Genomic DNA, 22,134 nt, shown 5'->3' on the forward strand with positions numbered 1-22,134 from the left:
GGACCTTAGACTTTAAACGTTGAACTCACTTATAGCTCATTGCCAGCTTGACTGCCTCAGCTGCGTTGACGATGCCGCCTGACTTGCTGAGGGTGCTGAATTTCACGAGCGAACCACCCGCCCGGCCAGGTACCCGCACCATGACATCGGGTTTGTAGCTGCTTTTTAACAAGATTTCTTTTACCTGCACCGCCGTCAGGTTCGGAAAATATGAGCGAACCAGGGCCGCGACGCCCGCCACGCAGGGTGCCGCCATGCTGGTGCCGGTCAGGCTCTGATAGCCATTGTGGGGCGTCGTATTGTCAATATCAGTGCCGGGAGCGAACAAATCGACCTTCTGCTGACCGTAGTTTGACGACGAGGCGGGCAGGGCTTTGCCAAGGCGCATGGTCGAGTTGCCCACCGAGATGAAGTTCCGGGCCACGCGGCCATCTTCAAATTCGGGGCGGGGGTAGTTGGGCAGCGAGTCTACATTCTGGCCATCGTTGCCGGCCGCATGCACCAGCAGCACGTCCTTTTCTTCGGCATACCGAATGGCCGCGTCGACGGCATCCTTATAGGGCGAAAACCGCTTGCCGAAGCTCATGTTGATCACTTTGGCCCCGTTATCTACGGCGTAGCGAATACCGTTGGCTACGTCTTTGTCACGCTCGTCGCCACCGCTGGGTACCACGCCCACCATCATCAGCCGCACATTGTCGGCCACGCCGTCTACACCAACACCGTTGCCACGTTTGGCCCCGATGATACCCGCCACGTGCGAGCCGTGCATAGCCAGTTCTTCCGACTCGCCGATATTTAGTTTCGGGCTACCATAGTAGCGCTCGTTGGGGTTGGCCGGGTCGTCGCCAACGGCTTTGCGAGCTTCGGCGTTCGGATTATATATTTTCTCAGCTTCAGACATTAAAACAGGCTTCAGACGCTGGAATGAGGCTTTCAGGGCAAAACCCATGTACTCAAAAGACCCCAGATCGGGTGAGAATACCTCGTCCAGAATCGACTTGGCACCCAGGGCGGCCGAGTCGGTACCGACCACGGCGGCTGAGAGGCTTTCGCGGGCGAATGGCTTACCTTTCAGCGCCGCCACCACCTGATTAACACCCCGGTTGAAGTTAGTGGTGTCGCGGATGGCCACCTTCCAAAGCTCTGATTTCAGGCGGCTTTGCGCGTAACGAGCCTTCGCTTTCTGGTAAATGGCATATTCTTTTTTCTCCTTGATCGACAGCGTTGCGGGATCGGCTTTATCGTATTTTGGTCCCCAGATGGTGTATATCTGACCAAGTTCATCCTGGTCGCTTTCGTAAGTCGTGCCGTCTTTGGCACCCATGAAATTCCAGCCGTTCACGTCATCCACATACCCGTTTTTATCGTCGTCGATGTTGTTACCGGGGGTCTCTTTGGGATTTACCCAGACCACGTCACGCAGGTCTTCGTGGGCAATGTCGATACCCGAATCGACTACGCCTACTGTAACAGGCACTGATTTCCGGCCCTGAAGCAATTTATAGGCTTTGTCGAGGCTGATGCCCGCAATAGAATCGGTACCAGGGTCTTTGTAGGCCCACTGGTTAAATTTGCCCTGCGTTTTCGGGGCCATTGGTTGAGCATATCCCTGCCCAACTGCGGTGAAGCAGGCAAGTGCGGTCAGCGAAAGGAGCCGCAGACGGTGTGTTTGTCTCATAGTAGGTAACTAACGTTTTTGGAAGGCATTTTCGCTCCAAACAAGTACTCATTTAACCCTTTTTAAAATCGAATCCGGGATTACTTATTTATCAAACCGCTCAGCCTCCTGACCAATCTGTCCGTCGGTGAGCGTGCCGGGGGCAATGAGCAGGCGGTGACGGAACGTGACGGACTGACCAGCCTTGAGCACATAGTTCATAGGCGCATCCTTGCCCGCCGACATGACGCTGGGCGCCAGCGGATTGGCCGCAAATAAACCGTAACCCCTTGCATGCCAGTATGTTGGATAACCCACGTTTTTCGGATTATCGAACAGCACGACAGAAACGGGTTCGCCAGCCGCCGCTGCGCTGCCGGTGAGGGTGCCGGTGAGTTCAACCCAGGGCGCGCGGGTGCCCCAGACGGCATCGCCTTCTTTGCCAACGGCGCTGTGATAATGGCCCGTGATGCCCTCATTGTTGAGCGATGCCACGGGGGTAGCCTTTCCACTGGCATCGGTGAAAATTTCGGCCTTCGTGGAGGGGTGCTCCAATTGCCGGGCCACCCGAAGGGCCACCAGGCCTTCCTTGTTGTCTTTAAACGTCACGTCTTTGTCAAGGGCCGTGAGCGTGGTTTGCCGGTCGATGCGGCGGGTTTGTCCGTCAGCTTCAAACATGTACAGGGTCGATTCTTTGATCATCGGTTTCCCGCCGCTGTCCTGCCAGTCAGCCTCCACGGTCAGTTCGGCGCGGTTGCCGTTTTCGTTTAGCCGGGCAATGTTGGTGGTCACGATGGTGCCCATCAGCCCCTTGTGTTCTGGACCCAAATCGTTGGAATTATTCCAGAAATCGTGGCCATTCACGTCGCCATAGTTGAACCACATGCCAACGTGGTGCGGGTGGTCTACACGTTCGCCGGGGCGAGGGTCCATGGGCCAGCCGCGTGTGATGGGGTTGCCCGTGGCGGTTAGAATCGGGTATAAGACAGCCTTTTTCAGCACCGACGCATCGGGATATATGAAGGCAGTAAACAGCTTTCCGTCGACCAGCACGGCCACGCGCTGCTTCTCGCGTTTAAGGGTAACACGCTGTTTAGCGGGGGGTATGAAGGCGGTAAGCGATAAGCCAATCAGCAACGAAAAGGCAATAGCAAGGCGCGTAGTCATAGGTTGGGGAGCGGTTTTTCACTCCAGGAAAGGAGGCATCAGTCGCGTTCTACTAGGCAAAGTAGCTCTCGGCGGGATACACCATATGCGCTACGTCGGGTGTGGTGAGGGTATACGAAAACCCCTTCTGCACGGCGTAGGCCCCAATCTCGCCCGCTTTGCTGATGGCAATGAAGCCCACCTGAAAGTCTTTGGCCCGCGCCGGGTCGCGCTTCACAATCCGCTCGATGGCCTGTTTACAGGCCTTTTTGGGGGAAAGCCCCTGCCGCATCAGTTCGATGATTGTGTGCGCTCCGCACATACGAATCACCTCTTCACCCTGACCTGAACCCGTTACGGCACCCACCTCATTGTCGACATACAGTCCGGGACCAATCAGGGGCGAATCGCCCACGCGGCCCCGCATCTTAAACGCCATGCCGCTGGTGGTACACATGCCCGACAGGTTGCCCGCCGCATCCATCGCCACGCTGCCCATGGTGTCGTGATTGGGTGTACCATCGTCGAAATAGTTTGGCGCAAACTCGTCTACGTAAGGTCCACCGCCTTTCTTTTTAGGCCCACTTCCTTTACCCGACTGACTCGAACCAGCCCCATTTTCAATATTGATAATCGGCTTGTACTCTGACTTTTTCAGCCATTCCTGATACGACTTTTTAGCCTCGGCCGATAGCAAGTCCGGCTCCAGCGCAAAGCCGTTGGCCAAGGCAAACTGCTGTGCGCCAACTCCCACCAGCATCACATGAGGCGTAGCGTCCATCACCTTCCGGGCTACCGAAACGGGGTGTTTGATCCGCTCCAGAAATGCCACCGACCCGCAGTTAAAATTGTCGTCCATGATGCAGGCGTCGAGGGTCACGTGGCCGTCGCGGTCGGGGTTGCCACCCAAACCTACACAACAGCTTGGCTCGTTTTCAATGGCAATGCCCGCCTGCTCCATCGCGTCGATGGCTTTGCCACCTTTGCTCAACACGGCCCAGGCACCCTTGTTGGCCGTCACGCCACTATCCCAGGTCGACAGCACAATGGGTTTTGTCAATACAGTGGCAGTCTGTGACTTAGCAAACAGTTTGGTCGTTGTCAGTGTAGGCAACAAGGCACCAAGGCGGAGAAAATAACGACGATTGAGCATGGGATAGTAGTGATAAGTGCTGAGTGGTAAGTGGTAAGTTTGCTTCCGCAAGAGAACTACGCTTGCGGAAGCAAACTTACCACTTACCACTCAGCACTTACCACTACTATCCCATGCATCTCGAAGTTTGTGCTTACTCGGTGGCGGATTGTCTGGCGGCTCAACGCGCTGGTGCCCACCGGATTGAACTCTGCGGGGGCCGTTCGGAAGGGGGCATCACGCCCAGCATTGGTCTCATCCGACAGGCACGGGCCGCCACCACCCTACCCATCTGCGTCATGATCCGGCCGCGCGGGGGCGATTTTGTGTATGCCGACGATGAACTCGCCGTGATGGAGGCCGATATCCAGGTCGCCCGCGAGGCTGGATCCGATGGCTTTGTCTTTGGTGCACTCCTGCCCGACGGCCAGGTAGATGCCAAGACTACCCGCCGACTCATGCAGATTGCCCATCCCCTGCCCGTCACCTTCCACCGCGCTTTCGACCTTACCCGCGACCCCCGCGAAGCCCTCAACGTGCTGATCGCACTGGGTATCCAGACCGTACTCACGTCGGGCCAACAGGCGCGGGCAGAGGCGGGCATTCCCCTGCTGGCAGCGTTGGTGAAACAGGCGGCGGGCCGTATCGATGTCATGGCGGGGTCGGGGGTGACGGCCAACAATGCCCGATTCCTGGCTGCTACGGGCGTTTCGTACCTGCATCTGAGCGGGAGCCTTACCGAAAATAGCCCCATGACCTTCCGCCGCGACGGTGTTCCCATGGCCACCTCTATCCCCGGCGACTATGCGCGCATTGGCACCAGCGAGTTGGTCGTACGGGCGGTGGTCGAGGCGCTCTGACGCTCCGCATCAGGTAGGCTGGTCATGCAGGCCATCAACAATCCATTGCCCGCTACTATGTATTGCCAACTAACCCCAAAAAACTCCCTTCATCCCAACCTCTATCCGCTCTTACCAAGTCTATTTGCCATTTGTCAAACGGCCCGTAGGTTTGATGCAGTTAAAACACCTACTGACATGGAAAAGCGCCTTGAACGTTACCTCGACGAAGCACAGATTGGGGGCGTAGCAGCTGGATTAGCCCATTATTTCGGCATTGATCGTACCTTGATTCGGGTCTTGTTTGTAGCCGGTTTGTTTATTCCATCGGCACCCAGTCTCATTCTGTACGTTATCTTGTGGATCGTGCTGCCCGAACATCAGTTTGGCACTACGCCCCAAACCCAGTCTACCATTTTTTCAACTCCCCTTCTTATGGCTAATCCTGACCAAAAGCGCAACGGCAACCTCATTGGCGGTGCCATCCTCATCATCCTGGGCGTTGTGGCCCTGCTGGAACGATACACCGACGTCGATTTCCGCGATATCTGGCCCCTGCTGCTGATCGGCTTTGGCGTATGGCTGGTGGTTCGTGACCGCAAACCGGGTCATGATATCTTCGGACGGCCCGACGGCTCACTCGGCAACGACCTGCCCGACAACCGCCCCACCCCTCCAGCTCCCCCCACCGATTCGGCCCGCAACGACCCCTACGACCCAAACCGGCCGATTAACCAACTTTAAAAGGGTCATTTGGCTGCGCCGTCATTCGATTGCCACTGATAGTTATTCAATTGTCATTCGTAGTCATTAATCGCCACTTTGCTACGAATGACAATCGAATGACAGCCGCACGCCCAACGACGGCGCAGCCAAATGACCAATTTCTCCCTTAGCTATGAACACCCGACGCGGTTATTTCTGGGGCCTGCTTTGCATCACGCTCGGCGTGTTGTTTCTGGCCCGCAACTGGAACCTGTTTCCCATGCCCGACTGGCACTTTGTGCGCGGTTTGTGGCCCGTACTGCTCATTCTGGGCGGTATTGCTCTGATGTTTCGCCGTGACGGCTATGGCAGCGGCCGGTCTGCTATTTCTACGTTCTTCACTATCATTCTGGCCGTTGCGCTGCCCTTCTGGCTCTTCAGCTACGCCGACCGCCACCACCGCTATGACCGCGATTTGTCGATGAACTTCGACCCACCGTCGCCGCCGTCTCCCCCATCACCACCTAGTCCACCGGGGATGTATGATTCAGAAGATGATGATGACGACAATAATGATGATTCGGACGACGGCGACGACAGCGACGACGAAGACAACACCGATTTGAAAAGCGGTAGTTACAGTGAGGACATGCCCGCCACTGCACCCGCTGAAGCCAAATTTGTCATGGAGGGCGGTGCCGCCAAGTTCTCTATCGAAGACCCGACCAATCGCCTGATCGACGCCAAAACCCGGACGCTCAACACCTATACGATGAGTATCGACCGCGATGCGCAGGCCCCCACCATCCGCCTGGAGCCAACGAAGGGGTCGAAAGGTAATTTCAACTTCGACGGCGAGTCTGATTTTGGGAGCGTGAAAGTGCAGCTCAACGACAAACCGCTCTGGGACATGATCCTCGATTTCGGTGCCGGTTCGGGCGATTTCGACCTAAGCCGCTATGCCGTAAAATCGTTGAAAATTGACGCGGGCGCGGCGGGCATCGAGCTGAAACTGGGCGACAAAGCAGCGCAGTCGGACGTGAAGATTTCGTCGGGCATGGCATCGGTGAAGATCCGGGTGCCACAGAGTGCCGGGGTTAAAATCACCACCGACGGCGGGATGAACGCTACCGATATCGACAATGATTTTGAGCGCGTGGGCAACAACACCTACCTCAGCCCCGGCTACGACAAGGCCACCAAAAAGATCACGATTCGCTACGACGGCGGCATGAGTCATTTCGAGGTAGACCGCTACTAATCAGCCGCTTTTGTGCCATTCTATAGTCGGCCCCTGCCAGTTGGCGGGGGCTTTTTTTGTTTTGGCAACCGGGCGCGTTAACTTTAGTCATAGCCATGACGTACCCCATCTACCTCGACCATAACGCCACCACGCCCGTTGACCCGCGGGTGCTGGAAGCCATGCTGCCTTATTTCACCGAACACTTCGGCAACGCCGCCTCGCGGACGCATGTGTTTGGGCTGAATGCCGCCGACGCCGTGGCCCACGCCCGCCAGCAACTTGCCGATCTGCTGAACGCGTCGCCGGTGGAACTAGTCTTCACCAGCGGGGCTACCGAAAGCATCAACCTGGCCCTGAAAGGTGTTTTCGAGGCGAACCAGCACCGGGGCAACCACATCATTACGGTGCAGACCGAACACAAAGCTGTGCTGGACGTGTGTGAACACCTCGCTCAGCTTGGTGCCGAGATCACGTACCTGCCCCCCAATCCCGACGGCCTCGTCACGCCCGAACAGGTGGCCGCCGCCATGACACCGGCCACGATACTGGTATCGGTGATGTGGGCCAACAACGAAACCGGCACCATCCAGCCCGTCGAAGCCATTGCCGAAACCGTACACCAGCACGGGGCGCTGTTTCATACCGATGCCACACAGGCCGTGGGCAAACTCCTGATAGATCTAAGTCAGACCCGGATTGATTTATTGAGTTTGTCGGGCCACAAGCTGTATGCGCCCAAGGGCATCGGTGCCTTGTACGTGCGCAAAAAAACGCCCTTGATAGCGCAGCAGGACGGGGGCCGACATGAGCGTGCTCGCCGGTCGGGTACGCTGAATGTGCCAGGCATCGTGGCGTTGGGGAAAGCCGCGGAACTCGCTCAGACCGAAATGCTTACCGAAGCCCCCCGCCTCGCCGCCCTCCGCAACCGCCTCGAAACGGGTATTCTGGCCAACTTTCCCGACGTGCAGGTAAACGGTAGCCGCGCACATCGGTTGCCCAACACCACGAATCTGGCCTTCCCGAACGTGGATGGGGAAGCCCTGCTGATGAGCCTCAATGAGATTGCTGTCTCCAACGGCTCGGCCTGCACCGCCGCCTCTACAGACCCATCCCACGTACTGAAAGCCCTCGGCCTCTCCGACGATTTAGCCTATGCCTCCGTCCGCTTCAGCCTCGGCCTCAATAGTACAGAGGCCAATATTGACAGGGCTATTGAGCACGTGGCCAATGTGGTTGGCAGGTTGCGGGTTGTGGGGGTGTAGGGGCGGGCCGAAACGTCGGACCGCATCGTGCCCGCCCTACTTGTACGCCGATATCGGCACGATTGTACCATCAGGGTTATAGGTCAGTTCGGTGACTTTGATGTTGCGGAGGTGGGTTTTGCCCGATAGCTGCACGTCGTGGTAGAAGAGGTACCATTTGCCTTCGAACGCCACGATAGAATGATGGTTAGTCCAGCCCTGCACAGGTTTTAGCACCACGCCTTTGTAGGTGAATGGCCCGTAGGGACTGTCGCCAATGGCGTAGGCAATGTTGTGGGTGTCGCCGGTGGAATAGGAAAAGTAATACTTGTTTTTGTATTGATGCACCCAGGGGCCTTCAAAAAAGCGCTTATCGTTATCTTTTTCCAGAAATGGCTTGCCCGTCTCATCCAATAGTTGAATCTCTTTGGGAGCTTCGGCCAGTTGTTTCATATCAGGCGAGAGCCGGGCCATGCGGGGCAAAATGGCGGGTTCGTCGGGGGTGCGGAGTTTAGCATTGGCGTCGTAGGTGTTGTTGTTCCAGCGTTGCAGTTGCCCGCCCCAGATCCCGCCAAAGTACAGGTAATACTCGCCGTTGGTAGCGGCCAGTACGCAGGGGTCAATGCTGTATGTGCCTTCTAGGGGCGCTTTTTCGGGCGTGAACGGACCTTCGGGACGTTTGCTGCTGGCCACGCCGATCCTGAAAACGTCCTGTTTATCTTTCACCGGAAAGTATAGGTAATACATTCCCTTTTTATAGGCCGCGTCGGGTGCCCAGAGTTGCCGACCTGCCCACGCGATATCGTTCACCGACAAGGCCACGCCATGATCCGTCACCTTGCTCGTAGGTGAATCCATCGACAGGATATGGTAATCGCGCATGTCGAAATGAGCACCGCTATCATCCTCTTTGATGCCCGACTCCACATCGTGCGACGGGTAAATGTAGAGCTTACCGTTGAAGACGTGCGCCGAGGGATCGGCGGTATAGATGTGTGATACCAGCGGCTGCGAGATGGGTTGCGGCCTAATTTGGGCATTGGCAGCCAGCGAAATAAGGCAAAGCAGGGTGGTGGTTCTGTAGAATGGCATCGGTCAAGATTGTGGGGTTTCTAAGCCAAAGATGAACCGGCTGGCGGCCTACCCCAGCACCTACAGGTGTACCATAGTATGATTGGTCTAAAAATGCCTTTCGTCAAAAAAATTAAATTATTTAGTCGCATATTTATAGCCCCTGCAACGCCCCGGTTGGGGTAACTCTCCTCCCCCTTACGTCCTATGGATTTAACCGGTTCGCATACACTCAACGCACCCGTGGCCACCGTTTGGGCCATGCTCATGGACACCGACATTCTGGCCCGCATTGTGCCGGGCATAACCCGCCTTGAGAAGACCGCCGAGAACGAATACCTCGCCATTGCCGAAATCAAGCTCGGTCCCGTCAGCGGCGCGTTCACCGGCACGCTCTCGCTGTCCGACATTCGCCAAAATGAAGGGTACACCCTGCACGTAAAGCAAAACAGCAAAATCGGCAATGCCGATGCCACCGTCAGCATTGCCCTAAACGCCCTAGACGATGCCCAAACCGAGATTTCGTTCAACGGCAACGCCCGGCTGTCGGGACTGCTGGCCCGCACCGGGCAGCGCGTCATTTCGGGTGTGGCCACCACCCTGACCAAACAGTTCTTCGCCAACTTCGAACAGGAGCTGGCCACCGACCCTGCAACGCATTCTTAACTTCCTTATTCCATTAATCTATGCAAATCAACCTCACAGTAAACGGCAAAGCCCGTAAAACTGACGTCGAGGATCGAACCCTCTTGGTCGATTACCTCCGCGAAAACCTCCGCCTCACCGGCACCCACGTGGGCTGCGACACGTCCTCGTGCGGCGCCTGCACCGTTCACCTCGACGGCGTGGCCGTAAAGTCCTGCACCCTGCTTGCCGCCCAGGCCGACGGGTGTAGTGTCACCACTATCGAAGGCCTTGCGCAACTCAACACCAACGGCACCATCGGTCAGTTGCACCCGCTCCAGGAAGGATTCAAAGAGTGCCACGGCCTGCAATGCGGCTTTTGCACACCCGGCATGATCATGACCGCCGCCGACCTGCTCAAGCGCAACCCCAGTCCATCAGAACACGACATTCGCGAAGCATTGGAAGGCAACATCTGCCGCTGCACGGGCTACCACAACATCGTGAAGGCCATTCAGTGGGCCGCCGACCACACCGCCGCCCCCCTCCTCGCCGATCACCACGTCTGGACAAATGAAGTAGCTGTTACCGTGTAAACTAGTCATTAGGCTTCGCCGTCATTCGCTGCGCTGTCATTCGCTGGTCATTCATTGTTTTTGCTACTAATGACCAACGAATGACGCCAAAGGCTAATGACGGCGAAGCCTAATGACCAATTTCTTCAAAAAAATGAGCAACAAATTCATTGGCCAGTCCATAAAGCGCGTGGAAGACAAGCGTTTTATTACCGGAAAAGGCCGTTATACCGACGATATCGTGCTGCCCGGCATGCTCCATGCCCACTTCGTCCGCAGCCCCTACGCTCACGCCCGCGTGGTGAGCATCGACATGACCGAGGCGCAAGCCATGCCCGGCGTGATCGCCATCTACACCGGCGACGATGTGAAAGACCTCAACGGCGTACCCTGCGGCTGGCAGGTAAACTTCCGCAATGGCGAGACCATGCGCGAGCCGAAACACCCCATGCTCATTGCCACCGGCGACACCGCCAAGCATGCTGGTGACCCCGTGGCCATTGTCATTGCTGAGTCGAAAGCCATTGCCACCGACGCAGCCGAAAGCGTACAGATCGAGTGGGACGAGCTGCCCGCCGTGGCCAACCCCGCCGAGGCCCTTAAGCCCGGTGCGCCTAAAGTACACGAGCAGTTCCCCGACAACACGGCCTTCGACTGGTCGCTGGGGAATCCCATCGAAGAAGTCGACGCGGCCATGGCGGCGGCGGCGCACGTGACCACGTTAGAGTTTGTGAATCAGCGGGTTGTGCCCAACGCCATGGAGCCACGGGCCTACATCGGGGCGTATGACGAGGTGTCGGACAAGTACACGCTGTATACGTCTACGCAGAATCCGCACCTGATCCGGCTACTGATGTGCGCTTTTGTGCTGGGCATTCCCGAACATAAAGTGCGCGTGGTGGGTCCCGACGTGGGCGGCGGTTTTGGCTCGAAAATTTACCATTACACTGAAGAAGCGCTGGTAACCTGGGCCTCGAAGCAATTGAGTCAACCCGTGAAGTGGACCTCCGACCGTTCGGAAGCCTTCTTGCTGGATGCCCACGGCCGCGACCACGTCACGAAAGCCGAAATGGGTTTCGATGCCGACGGCAACGTAATGGGCCTGCGGATTAAGACCGTGGCCAACATGGGTGCCTACCTGTCTACGTTTGCCCCGGCGGTGCCTACCTACCTGCACGGCACGCTGTTGCAGGGCCTGTATGTAACTCCGAAAATCAACATCGACATGACCTGCGTCTTCACGCATACTGTGGCGGTGGATGCCTACCGGGGAGCTGGCCGGCCCGAAGCCACGTACCTGCTGGAGCGCCTGATGGACCTCGCCGCGCTCGAAATGGGCCGCGACCCCGCCGAACTGCGCTTCCAGAATTTCATCCCTAAATTCGATGGCGTGACCGAGCCTGGCTACCAGACGCAGGTGGCCCTGCAATACGACTCCGGCGATTACCACCCTGTGCTGGAACGTGGCCTGGAGATGCTGGGCTACGCCGATTTCCGCGCTGCGCAGAAAGAAGCTGCCAAAACTAATAAGCTTTTGGGCGTCGGTTTTTCGACTTACGTGGAAGCCTGCGGCATTGCGCCGTCGGCGGTGGTGGGTGCCCTGGGTGCCCGCGCCGGCCTATACGAATCGGCACAGGTACGGGTGCAGCCCACGGGCAAGGTGAGCGTGTTTACCGGCTCGCACTCGCACGGGCAGGGTCACGAAACCACCTTTGTGCAGGTCGTGGCCGACAAGCTCGGCATCCCGATGGAAGACGTTGACCTCGTTCACGGCGACTCCGACGCGCTGGCGTTTGGCATGGGCACCTACGGCTCGCGGTCGCTGGCGGTGGGTGGTTCGGCAATCATAAAGAGCATCGATAAGGTACTGGAAAAAGGGGCCAAAATTGCTGCCCACAAGCTGGAGTGCGCCGAGGGCGACCTCGAATACGCCGAGGGCAAATGGACCGTAAAAGGCACCGACAAGAGCATCGGCTTCGGCGACGTGGCGCTCACGGCTTACGTACCCCACGTGTACCCGGCGGGCCTCGAACCCGGCCTCGATTTCTCCAGTTTCTACGACCCCGCCAACTTTACATACCCCTTCGGCTGTCACATTGCGGTGGTGGAAGTAGACAGGGAAACGGGCAAAACAACGCTGAAACGCATGATTGCCGTGGATGATGTGGGTAATGTGATCAACCCCATGATCGTAGACGGCCAAATCCACGGCGGGCTGGCGCAGGGTATCGGGCAGGCCATGTTTGAAGGGACGATCTACGACGAAAACGCGCAGCTCACCAACGGTACATACATGGACTATTGCATGCCCCGCGCCGACGACCTGCCCATGTTCGAAACCGACCGCCGCACCACGCCCTGCCCTCACAACCCGCTGGGTGTGAAAGGTGCCGGTGAGGCTGGTGCCATCGGTTCCACGCCCTCCGTGGTCAACGCCGTGATCGACGCCCTCTGGAGCGGCGGCCACCAGGTAAAAGACATCCTGATGCCCATGACACCCGAACGCGTTTGGCGGGCAATGAACAACTGATTTACGATGTACGATTTACGAATTACGATTTTTGCTTACGCGTTAACCAACGCCTGAGCAAATTGAGGCGTAAGCAATAAATCGTACATCGTAATTCGTAAATCGTAAATCAAATGATTACCTACCCTTTTCAATACAAACGGGCCAGCAGCCTGGCCGATGCCGTGGCGCTGCTGGCCGACGGTGGCAAAGCCCTCAGCGGTGGCCACAGCCTGATTCCAACCATGAAACTGCGCCTCAACGCCCCCGACGTGCTTGTTGACGTAGGCCGGTTGCCCGAACTCAAGGGCATTGCCCTAGATGGCAACGAACTCGTGATTGGCGCAGGCGTCACCCACGGGGCCATTGCGGCGTCGGACCTAGTGAAACAGCACCTGCCCATGTTCGCCACGGGAGCAGGCCAGATTGGCGACCCGTCGGTGCGGAACCGGGGCACCATTGGCGGCTCCATTGCCCACGCCGACCCCGCCGCTGACTGGCCCGCTATGCTCATTGCTGCTGACGCCACCATTGTGATGCAGGGGCCGTCGGGAAGCCGTCAGGTGAAAGCCGAGCAGTTTTTTACGGGCCTATTCAGCACGGCCATGCACGAAAACGAGCTGATCACGCAGATTCGGGTGCCTAAGCACGACGGGGCGAAAATGACCTACCAGAAGTTTTCGCAGCCCGCCTCGCGTTATGCCATTGTGGGGTGTGCCGTGGTGAAAAATGCCGATGGTAGCCTGCGCGTGGCCTTTTCGGGCGTGTCAGAAGCCCCCTTCCGCGACAAAAATGTGGAAGCCCAACTCAGCAGTGGCCAAACCGCCGATGCCGCCGCGGGCATGTCGATCCTCTCGGACCACTACGCCTCGGAAGAATACCGCAAGCACCTGGCCAACGTGTATCTGAACCGGGCGCTGGCCGCTTTATAACCGTTTACCGTATTCTGTTTTCAGTTTACTGTTGTAGCAGAATGAGCCGAAGTTGGGGGGCATGTTGAACTACATCTGCCTGAAAATTTGGGCTTATTTATGAGCGGGAGACTATCGATGCCATCACTTGGAGTGATGGCATCGGTGTTTCGGATAGACCCTCCCGGTTCGCAACGGGCTACAACCATCTCGTACCTACGCCAGCGTAGGCCTGTGGAGACACAGGCCAGGGTGGCCCTTCACCGGATGGCAAGATTGAGCGCATAAAGTAAGGTGATGAGACTCTTTCCTGCGCCAGCCAACAGAAGGCCGGGCGGCGGGCCGCAGTAAACTGCAAACAGAAGACACAAAAAAAATGCTTCCCCATTTTCCGTTCGGCAATCAGTTTAATGACAGAATCGGCACGTCGCTTCTAAAGGAGGCTGATCCGTTGCTGGTAGTAGATAGCCATTATTTGAACGAAGTGGGGCTGAAACGGCAACTCCTGACTGAACTGCCGAACTACTATTTCCAGTCATTACCCAGCAGCGAAACAGGCCAATGGGACGTGCTGGGGCTTGTTTTGGATCAGTTGGCCCGTCATTACCCCGACCAGTTTCTGTTGAAAAAGGCAGGATTACACTGGCATTGGGAAAACCGCCTGCTGGACGAAACCACGTCCTTCACCTTCGACAATACCGATACCCTCCCCCTGCCCCCACTCGACTGGGTGGGTCGACAGGTGCAGGAAGACCTTTTGCTGCTGGTCGGGCCGGGGCCGTCGCTGGTGGCGGGACAACTGTGTTTTGCCAATGCCTGGTGCCTCGACGAGAAAATGGGCTTGCCATTTTGGGCCATCCACGCCCCCATCACCAACATTGTGGAACCCATGATGCGGGCCGCCCAGAAAGTGATGGAACGCCTGCCCGCTGGTCGACCAATATGGCGACTGAACTGGAGCATTAAAGCCACCGACCAACTCGATCTGACGAGCCGCCACACCCCCACCCAACATGCCCAACTGGCCGCCCTCCTGCCCCACCTCACTGCCGACACCGTGGGCCAACACCTGTATGTCCGCATCGAGTACCAGACCTTGACGCGGTTACCACGCTCACAAGCCATTTTGTTCGGCCTACACACCTACCAAAACCGCCTCGACCGCGAACTCACCGAACGCCCCGACGCCGCCCAAAACCTGCTCAACGTACTCCAAACCACCCCACCCGCCCTACTTGACTATAAAGGCATCACGCCTTTTTTGCCCCTGCTACTGGCGGGACTAGCGGCCCATATAGCCTATACCCAAACGAGGGTGTCGGCATGAAAACGCTATCTCGTTTACTAGGAACTCAATCGGCTATCTTACTAGTAATCAGCGCTATGATCGGCACGGGCGTGTTTAAGAAAGTTGCCCCCATGGCCGACCAACTGCCCGCGCCGCTGCTGTTGCTGGGGTGCTGGGCGCTGGCTGGGGTGGTCAGTTTGGCGGGTGCGCTCACAAACGCCGAAATGGCCGGGTTGTTTCCCGTGGCAGGTGGTGAATACGCCTATTACCAGCCCGTCTACGGCCGACTGATGGCGTTTCTCTACGGCTGGACTAGCTTCGTGGTACTCAAAACAGCCACCATGGCGGCGCAGGCCCACGTGTTCGGGCAGTCGGTGCTGGCGCTGCTGGGGCCGGTGGCAGGTACGTTTGGTATGGAGGCAGATACGATCGTGAAGCTGTTGGCCACAGCGCTGCTGGTGCTGCTAACCCTGCTCAACTACCGTGGCCTGTCCATAGCTGAACCCCTTACCCGTGCGCTCTCGTGGGTCATGGTCGCGTCGCTGCTGGCGGTAATCGTGCTGGGGTTACAGGCCAAAACAGGTAGCTGGGATCACCTCATCACATCCAGCAACCGGCCCATTCTACAGGGCTGGTCATTGCCAAATGTACTCATTCTGACCTCGTTAGGAGCATTCTGGAGCTATGAGGGTTGGAATTACATCGGCTACATGGGCGAAGAAGTTCGTAATCCGCAGCGCACGCTCCCCCTGGCGCTGGGCATCGGCACGGCCATCGTTATCGGGGTATATATGCTGCTCAATGCGGTTTATCTCTTCGTCTTGCCTATCGATACGCTGGCCCGTCTCAACGCCCATCCCGATCAGATTGCGGCGGTGGAAGTAGTCCGGCAAAGCGTGGGCGGTGTGGGAGTCATGTTTGTGTCGGGGCTGATTGTACTCACCACGCTCAACGCCACCAATGCCACGGTGCTGATGTCGGCGCGGCTGTTCTACGCCATGGCCCGCGACGGCCTGTTTTTCCGATCGGCCGCCTACGTGCATCCGCGCTACCAAACCCCGGCAGGGGCACTAGCTTGGCAGGGCGCATGGGCGGTGGTGCTGATCTGGTCCGGCACGTTCGACCAGCTCACCGGCCGGCTGGTATTTGCCGCCTTCATCTTTTATGGAGCCACGGCCGTTGGCGTATTCTGGCTTCGCCGAAAGCAGCCTCATCTTCCCCGCCCGTTTCGCGTACCTGGCTACCCCATATTGCCCTTGCTATTCATCATTTTCTGCGGCCTGCTGGTTATATTGACCCTGCTCAACCAGCCTGCACAAGCTATCACCGGCCTGGCCCTCATCGCCACCGGATTACCCATCTATTGGCTTTGGAACAGAGCCGGCAGACAACAGGAAGCCGAAGACTGAAAACTTCTTAAAAAATGCCTCAACATACCCGCGAATCCATTCAGGCGTTACTCGAAAATCAGGGTTATCAAACCGACCCGCAAGTAGTCATGTCGGTTTTTCTGGCCCTGCAACTCCAGAAACCACTGCTCATTGAAGGACCTGCCGGCGTAGGCAAGACCGAGATTGCCAAAGTAATGGCGCTGGCCCTCAACACTGACCTCATCCGCCTGCAAGGCTACGAAGGCCTCGACGCCAGCCATGCCCTCTACGAATGGAACTACCAGCGGCAGTTGTTGCACCTGAAGATGATGGAGGTGGCAGCCAAACAGACGAACAGCCAAACAGACAAACAGCTCAGCGAGCAGGAAGAAACCCTTTTCTCCGATAAATTTCTTCTGAAACGCCCACTACTTCAGGCCATTACGCACCACAAAGCGCCCGTTTTACTCATCGACGAGATTGACCGCGCCGACGAAGAATTCGAGAGCTTTTTGCTCGAAGTGCTGTCCGACTGGCAGATCACGATTCCCGAAATTGGCACGATCCGGGCCACACACATTCCGTATGTTGTGGTGACAGGCAACCGCGTCCGCGAACTGTCTGAAGCCCTGCGCCGCCGCTGCCTCTACCTCTACATCGACTACCCCGACTACGACAAAGAGCTGGCCATTGTGCTGGCCAAAGTCCCCACCATCGACGCAGCCTTGGCCAAACAGCTTTGTCTGTTCATGCAGGCGTTGCGTCCGTTGCGCCTCGAAAAAACACCCGGCATCGCTGAAACCCTCGACTGGGCTATGGCCCTTGCCGCCCTTCACATCGACCACCTCGAAAAAGACATCATCGAGCAAACCCTGGGCGTGGTGCTCAAAGACTGGAAAGACGTCCGCCATGTGCAACTCTCGCTTAGCGAGTTGTACGAAAAAACAGGTATTGTTTCTAAATGGGACAGTTTGTAAGCAATAGAGGATAATCCTGCATCAAATGAAACACATGGCCAACGTCTATATAGTTTGTCCCGGTTTAGGACGTGTAAACCGTGGATTTGAATCATTTGCTCAGGAATGCTTTACTGCACTGTCGGGAGAAGACAGCGAATTAACGTTCTTTTTGTTTAAAGGTGGAGGATCGGCTCAGGCAGCAAATAATATACATGTTTGCTGGAATATACCAAGAAGCTATACCCTGAAATTAGTAGGTATGGATTTGGCTTACAGATTGGAGAATTTCACCTTTATATTATCCTTGCTATCAAAACTATTTACAGGTCGTCCTACTGTAATTCTGATTAGTGACTCGTTTGGGGCGCGTTATTTGATGCGTTTAAAAAAGCTTTTTCGTTTGTCATACAAGGTACTTTTTTCCAATGGCGGGCCGAGCGGACCACCATACCGCTTTGATTATGTTCATCAACTCACTCATTTACACCAACATGAAGCCATCCGCTACGGAGAGCCGTCTGCCAAACATACGGTTGTGCCCTACGGCTTTAATTTCAACCGCTCAGACCATAGATTACCTACTCACGAAATAGAGTACCTGAAAATAAGACTGGGTATTCCAACAGCGAAAAAAATTATTATCTCTGTGGGTGCTATCAATAGGTTGCACAAGCGAATGAATTATGTAATTGACGAAGTAGCTGGATTAGAGGACATTTATTTGATTATGCTAGGCCAGATAGATGAGCAGGAAACGGCTCCAATTATAGCATTGGCTAAAGAGAAACTCGGCACTAATTTCACGATAAAAACAGTTCCTCAGAAAGAGGTAGCTTTATACTATGCCTGTGCTGACATTTTTGTTTTAGGCTCACTGAGAGAGGGATTTGGCAGGGTGTATATTGAGGCATTACATGCAGGACTGCCCGTTTGTGCGCACGACCATGAGCTTACGCGCGAACTGTTGTCTACTCACGGTCATTTCGCAGACTTTACCAAAGAAGGAGCGTTGGCTGGCCTGTTGCAGCAACTTTTAGCGAATCCAGTATCAGACAGTGCCCGGCAAGACTACCACACATATGCCTATAACAATTTTTCCTGGGATGTATTGAAGCCTGCCTATCTGGCTATGATGCGTAGCACACTGCAAAACGAATATGATTGCGCTATACCGGCAGGTAGAGCGTGAAGGTAGCCCCCTGGCCGGGGGTGCTTTCGGCGAGGACGTAGCCACCGTGGTTCTCAGCCACTTTTTTCACAATGGCCAGTCCAATGCCCGTACCGGGGTACTGCCGCATGCCGTGCAGCCGCTGGAACGTACCAAAGATGCGTTCGGCCTGCCGGGGGTCAAACCCGATGCCGTTGTCGACTACACGAATGGCGCAAAACAGCTCCTGACTGCCAATAGGCTGGTAGACCGCTGGCAGTTCGGAGCGGCCTATTTCCTGACGGGAAATACAGATGTAGGGTGTCGTACCAGGCTTAACAAACTTAAGGGCGTTGGTAAGGAGATTACGAAACACCTGCGCCAGTTGGGTAGGTTCGCCAGGCACCATTCCCAAGTCATGCACCTCCATAACAGCCTGTTTGTCCTGTACCATCAGGTCTAGTTCGGCCAATACCCCACCCACCAACGCGTTGAGCGCCTGGGGTTTAAAGGCCGCAATGGGGCGCGTAAGCCTGGAATAATCGAGCAGATCACGAATTAGTACAGACATGCGGCTGGCGGCCGATTCCATACGGCTCACCAGATCTACGCCCTCAACGCCCAGTTCGGCCAGATACGTAGTCTTCAGCAACGAACCAAACTGCTGAATTTTACGAAGCGGCTCCTGCAAATCGTGACTGGCCACATAGGCAAACTCCTGTAGGTTTTGATTCGACCGGTTCAGAGCTAAATTGCTCATTTCCAGCGCATTGATGGCACTATGCAGCCGCTCGTTGTTGACAGTGAGCTGTTTCTGCTGCTCTATTTGATCGGTCAGGTCGGTGAGGACAACGCTCAGGCAACGGCCATCGTCGAGGTCAAGCGCGGTGACAGACAGCAGGCAGGGCACTTGCCGGGAGGTACCAGCCAGCACCAGTTCCAGCTTGTGGTTTTCGATCCAGCCCTGTTCAAACAACTGTTTGAATGATGCCAGATCGCCTTCGGTGACGAACTTACCAAAAGAAAGGCCCAGCACCTTAGAGAGTGGCATGCCCACCATAGTGGCAAACATAGAATTGGCGTATAAAATAAGGCCATCCTGATTGAGCGTCACGGCCCCTTCATTCATGGTTTCAATGAAAACACGGTAGGTCTGATCGGCCGTTTTCAGGGTGTAGAGTTCGTAGCCCTGGTCACTTTCCACCACCAACGCATCGACCTGCCCCGACCGGATTGCTTCTATCGTTTCGGTGGCCTCTGCGATCTGGATTCGCAGGTGCTCGTTTTCGGCCAGAAGCTGCGCATACGTTGGCATTACGCTCATGACAGTCCTAATACAGTTAAAACCAGCTTCGTGTCAGACATGTCGCCGATTAGGCGGCGTACGGGCAGGGGCAGTTCTTTAATGAGCATGGGCAGCGCAACAAGTTGCGCCTCTTCGGCCAGCTCTTTCTGCTGATGCACGTCGATGATTTCCAGTGAGTAGCGACCCGCCAGACGGGTTTCGCAGATATGCTTGATGTTGGTCAGTGCCCGCACCGAATTAACAGACACTCCGGTGATAAACAGGCGAAGCACGTACAGCTCATTGGCTGCGTCCAACTCATCATCCCACGATTCCGATTGTTCACTCATACTAATGCGTTGCCGGAATAATGTTTAGGCCAACCAGCACTTTTTCTTCGTTAGAGAGGTCGCCAATAATTTTCCGAATCGGCTCGGGAATTTTTTTCACCAATGTAGGAATAGCCAAAATCTGGTCACCTTCGGCCAGTTGTGGATGAACCAGCAGGTCTATCACTTCTATTTTGTACTGGTTGGGCACGTGTTCTTCACAATACCGGCGCAGGTTAGCCAGCGCCGCCGTTGATTTAGCGGTTTTTCCGGCGACGTAGAGTCGCAGTTCCCAAAAATTGTCTGTCATGGTCATAACGTTGTAGTTGTGTAGCGGTGTGTGGTTAGTCATCGTGCCGGGACCGGGTCATTTGTTCCCGATTTTTCTCCATGATCTCCTTCCGAAGATCATCTTCCACGTATGTTTTATTTAGTTCATCCTGTACCGATTCGAACTCTTCCTGCAGCGACGCAATTTTCGATTCGAGTACGGTCCGTTTCCGTTCAATCTCGCGATCTTTTCGGCTTACCGCGTGGTCGCGCAGGGCTACGCCGGTGGCTTCCTGTAGCTGCTGGGCAATCCGCGCCGAGCCAGTCAGCACGCCTTCGGCACCCAGGTAGACGTCAATCAGTTCCAGCCCATTGTCGGTAATCACAAATTCGCGCACCTGATTGGAGTGTTTCATCCCCCGCGATTTCATCACGTACAACCCCCGGTTGCGTTCGCCGTTGCTCTCGATGTCGCGCACTAACAGCCAGGCATCCACCAGCGACGAGACCCCCTCGTCAGTTTGTTCATTTACAATGTTGTTCAGCGTAAGGGCCGTAAACATGACCGTCACCTGCTGGCTTTGCAGAAAGTCGATCAGGCGAATCAGCATGGATTTCACTTCACTCACCGACCCTACGGTAATCAGGTTGGTAATGGGATCAAGAATAACCACCGACGGTTTCAAGGCGTTAACCAGCTTATAGATGGCCACCAGGTGCATTTCAAGGCCGTTTAGCGTGGGGCGAGCAGCATGAAACTGAAGCAGGCCATTGTTTACGAACTGCTGAAGGTCGAGGCCAATAGACCCCATGTTCCGTACGATCTGCTGGGGCGATTCTTCGAAAGCAAAATACAGACACCGCTCACCACGCAGGCAGGTAGCGTAGGCAAACGTAGAAGCAATGCTCGATTTTCCCGTGCCCGCCGTGCCCGACACCAGCAGACTGCTTCCCCTGAAATAGCCCTTGTTATCGAGCATCTTATCGAGCGACGGAATACCCGACGAAATCCGTTCCGATGACACCGGGTGGTCGAGCGTGAGTGAGGTAACGGGCAGCACCGAGATCCCATCTTCGTCGATCAGGAAGGGGTATTCATTGGTGCCGTGGGTAGACCCGCGATATTTGACAATGCGCAGCAGGCGAGTGGAGATCTGATTGGATACCCGGTGCTCCAGCAGGATAACGCAGTCGGAAACGTATTCTTCCAGGCCCTGCCGCGTGAGCGACCCGTCCCCCTTTTCGCCGGTGATGATGGTGGTTACGCCTTTGTCTTTCAGCCATGTAAACAGCCTGCGGAGTTCGGCCCGCAGCACGGCCATATTCGAGAGACCCGCAAAGAGATTTTCGATGGTGTCGAGCACCACGCGTTTGGCTCCAATACTATCTATGGCATAACCGAGGCGGATAAAGAGGCCTTCAAGGTCATATTCGCCGGTTTCTTCAATCTCGCTCCGGTCAATATGAACATGGTCAATCTTCAGCAGCTTTCGGGCCTGTAGGTCAGCCAGATCGAACCCCAATGACGCAACGTTGGTGGTTAGCTCGTCCGATTTTTCTTCAAACGCCATAAAGACGCCAGGCTCACCGTAGTCAAGCGCACCGCGTACTATAAATTCGACAGACAACAGGGTTTTGCCACAACCCGCCGCCCCGCAAACCAGCGTAGGGCGACCTTTGGGTATGCCACCGCCCGTGATTTCGTCTAAGCCTGTGACACCAGTGGGTGATTTGGGGAGGATCGTGAGTGGTGCGTCAGTATTCTTGCCAGTTTCCTGATTCATTAACGAGAGTGTTTCAAACAAATCAACACAATTCTTGCCAGACTGC

Annotated in this window: 20 protein-coding genes; 12 read left to right on the forward strand and 8 right to left on the reverse strand. The window is 55.9% G+C overall.

What is annotated here, in order from left to right; genetic code table 11:
• Positions 1-25: 25 nt before the first annotated feature.
• The 3 genes from J2I48_RS18865 to J2I48_RS18875 form a co-directional block, all read right to left on the reverse strand.
• Positions 26-1,681: a S8 family peptidase gene (locus J2I48_RS18865; protein ID WP_207337045.1), complete on the reverse strand. Its 1,656-nt coding sequence runs from the start codon at positions 1,679-1,681 to the stop codon at positions 26-28.
• Positions 1,682-1,765: 84 nt separating this feature from the next.
• Positions 1,766-2,827, reverse strand: a complete 1,062-nt coding sequence (locus J2I48_RS18870; RefSeq protein ID WP_207337046.1) for a DUF6807 domain-containing protein — start codon at positions 2,825-2,827, stop codon at positions 1,766-1,768.
• Between the two features lie 52 nt (positions 2,828-2,879).
• On the reverse strand, positions 2,880-3,959 hold the full coding sequence (locus J2I48_RS18875; RefSeq protein ID WP_207337047.1) for an isoaspartyl peptidase/L-asparaginase family protein: 1,080 nt from the start codon (positions 3,957-3,959) through the stop codon (positions 2,880-2,882).
• Between the two features lie 113 nt (positions 3,960-4,072).
• On the opposite strand from J2I48_RS18875, the gene J2I48_RS18880 reads away from it, so the two are divergent.
• The 4 genes from J2I48_RS18880 (at position 4,073) to J2I48_RS18895 (ending at position 7,987) form a co-directional block, all read left to right on the forward strand.
• The gene (locus J2I48_RS18880; protein WP_207337048.1) at positions 4,073-4,798 is read left to right on the forward strand and encodes a copper homeostasis protein CutC; all 726 of its coding nucleotides are present in this window, start codon (positions 4,073-4,075) and stop codon (positions 4,796-4,798) included.
• Between the two features lie 177 nt (positions 4,799-4,975).
• Positions 4,976-5,521: a PspC domain-containing protein gene (locus J2I48_RS18885; RefSeq protein ID WP_207337049.1), complete on the forward strand. Its 546-nt coding sequence runs from the start codon at positions 4,976-4,978 to the stop codon at positions 5,519-5,521.
• A 154-nt stretch (positions 5,522-5,675) separates the two neighbouring features.
• Positions 5,676-6,743 carry a toast rack family protein gene (locus J2I48_RS18890; protein WP_207337050.1) on the forward strand — a complete coding sequence of 356 codons (1,068 nt, stop codon included), beginning with the start codon at positions 5,676-5,678 and terminating at the stop codon, positions 6,741-6,743.
• 95 nt (positions 6,744-6,838) lie between these two features.
• Positions 6,839-7,987 (forward strand): cysteine desulfurase family protein, encoded by a 1,149-nt coding sequence (locus J2I48_RS18895; RefSeq protein ID WP_207337051.1) that lies wholly within the window; start codon positions 6,839-6,841, stop codon positions 7,985-7,987.
• Positions 7,988-8,023: 36 nt separating this feature from the next.
• Here the strand turns inward: J2I48_RS18895 and J2I48_RS18900 are convergent, their stop codons facing one another.
• Positions 8,024-9,058 carry a glycoside hydrolase family 43 protein gene (locus tag J2I48_RS18900; protein ID WP_207337052.1) on the reverse strand — a complete coding sequence of 345 codons (1,035 nt, stop codon included), beginning with the start codon at positions 9,056-9,058 and terminating at the stop codon, positions 8,024-8,026.
• 186 nt (positions 9,059-9,244) lie between these two features.
• Between J2I48_RS18900 and J2I48_RS18905 the strand changes: the two genes are divergently transcribed.
• The 8 genes from J2I48_RS18905 (at position 9,245) to J2I48_RS18940 (ending at position 18,462) form a co-directional block, all read left to right on the forward strand.
• Positions 9,245-9,703 (forward strand): SRPBCC family protein, encoded by a 459-nt coding sequence (locus J2I48_RS18905; RefSeq protein ID WP_207337053.1) that lies wholly within the window; start codon positions 9,245-9,247, stop codon positions 9,701-9,703.
• A gap of 20 nt (positions 9,704-9,723) precedes the next feature.
• Entirely contained in the window at positions 9,724-10,257 is a 534-nt protein-coding gene (locus tag J2I48_RS18910) for a (2Fe-2S)-binding protein (protein ID WP_207337054.1), read from the forward strand.
• Positions 10,258-10,390: 133 nt separating this feature from the next.
• A complete protein-coding gene (locus tag J2I48_RS18915) occupies positions 10,391-12,766 on the forward strand; it encodes a xanthine dehydrogenase family protein molybdopterin-binding subunit (protein WP_207337055.1) in 2,376 nt (791 codons plus the stop codon).
• Positions 12,767-12,879: 113 nt separating this feature from the next.
• Positions 12,880-13,677, forward strand: coding sequence for an FAD binding domain-containing protein (locus J2I48_RS18920; RefSeq protein WP_207337056.1), 798 nt, complete (start codon positions 12,880-12,882; stop codon positions 13,675-13,677).
• A gap of 355 nt (positions 13,678-14,032) precedes the next feature.
• Entirely contained in the window at positions 14,033-14,983 is a 951-nt protein-coding gene (locus J2I48_RS18925; protein WP_207337057.1) for a heme-dependent oxidative N-demethylase family protein, read from the forward strand.
• A complete protein-coding gene (locus J2I48_RS18930) occupies positions 14,980-16,353 on the forward strand; it encodes an APC family permease (RefSeq protein WP_207337058.1) in 1,374 nt (457 codons plus the stop codon). Before J2I48_RS18925 ends, J2I48_RS18930 begins: the two co-directional genes overlap by 4 nt.
• Positions 16,354-16,367: 14 nt before the next feature.
• Positions 16,368-17,291, forward strand: a complete 924-nt coding sequence (locus tag J2I48_RS18935) for an AAA family ATPase (protein WP_207337059.1) — start codon at positions 16,368-16,370, stop codon at positions 17,289-17,291.
• Positions 17,292-17,325: 34 nt separating this feature from the next.
• A complete protein-coding gene (locus J2I48_RS18940) occupies positions 17,326-18,462 on the forward strand; it encodes a glycosyltransferase family 4 protein (protein ID WP_207337060.1) in 1,137 nt (378 codons plus the stop codon).
• Here the strand turns inward: J2I48_RS18940 and J2I48_RS18945 are convergent.
• The 4 genes from J2I48_RS18945 to kaiC are packed head-to-tail and all read right to left on the reverse strand — an operon-like array spanning position 18,440 to position 22,088.
• Positions 18,440-19,744, reverse strand: coding sequence for a sensor histidine kinase (locus J2I48_RS18945; protein ID WP_207337061.1), 1,305 nt, complete (start codon positions 19,742-19,744; stop codon positions 18,440-18,442). The genes J2I48_RS18940 and J2I48_RS18945 overlap by 23 nt on opposite strands.
• A complete protein-coding gene (locus tag J2I48_RS18950) occupies positions 19,741-20,055 on the reverse strand; it encodes a circadian clock KaiB family protein (RefSeq protein WP_207337062.1) in 315 nt (104 codons plus the stop codon). Before J2I48_RS18950 ends, J2I48_RS18945 begins: the two co-directional genes overlap by 4 nt.
• 1 nt (position 20,056) lies before the next feature.
• Entirely contained in the window at positions 20,057-20,350 is a 294-nt protein-coding gene (locus tag J2I48_RS18955) for a circadian clock KaiB family protein (protein WP_229376495.1), read from the reverse strand.
• Between the two features lie 28 nt (positions 20,351-20,378).
• Entirely contained in the window at positions 20,379-22,088 is a 1,710-nt protein-coding gene (kaiC, locus tag J2I48_RS18960) for a circadian clock protein KaiC (RefSeq protein ID WP_207337063.1), read from the reverse strand.
• Positions 22,089-22,134 lie beyond the last annotated feature (46 nt).

The organism is Fibrella aquatilis (assembly GCF_017353255.1).
GTDB classification, from domain to species: domain Bacteria; phylum Bacteroidota; class Bacteroidia; order Cytophagales; family Spirosomataceae; genus Fibrella; species Fibrella aquatilis.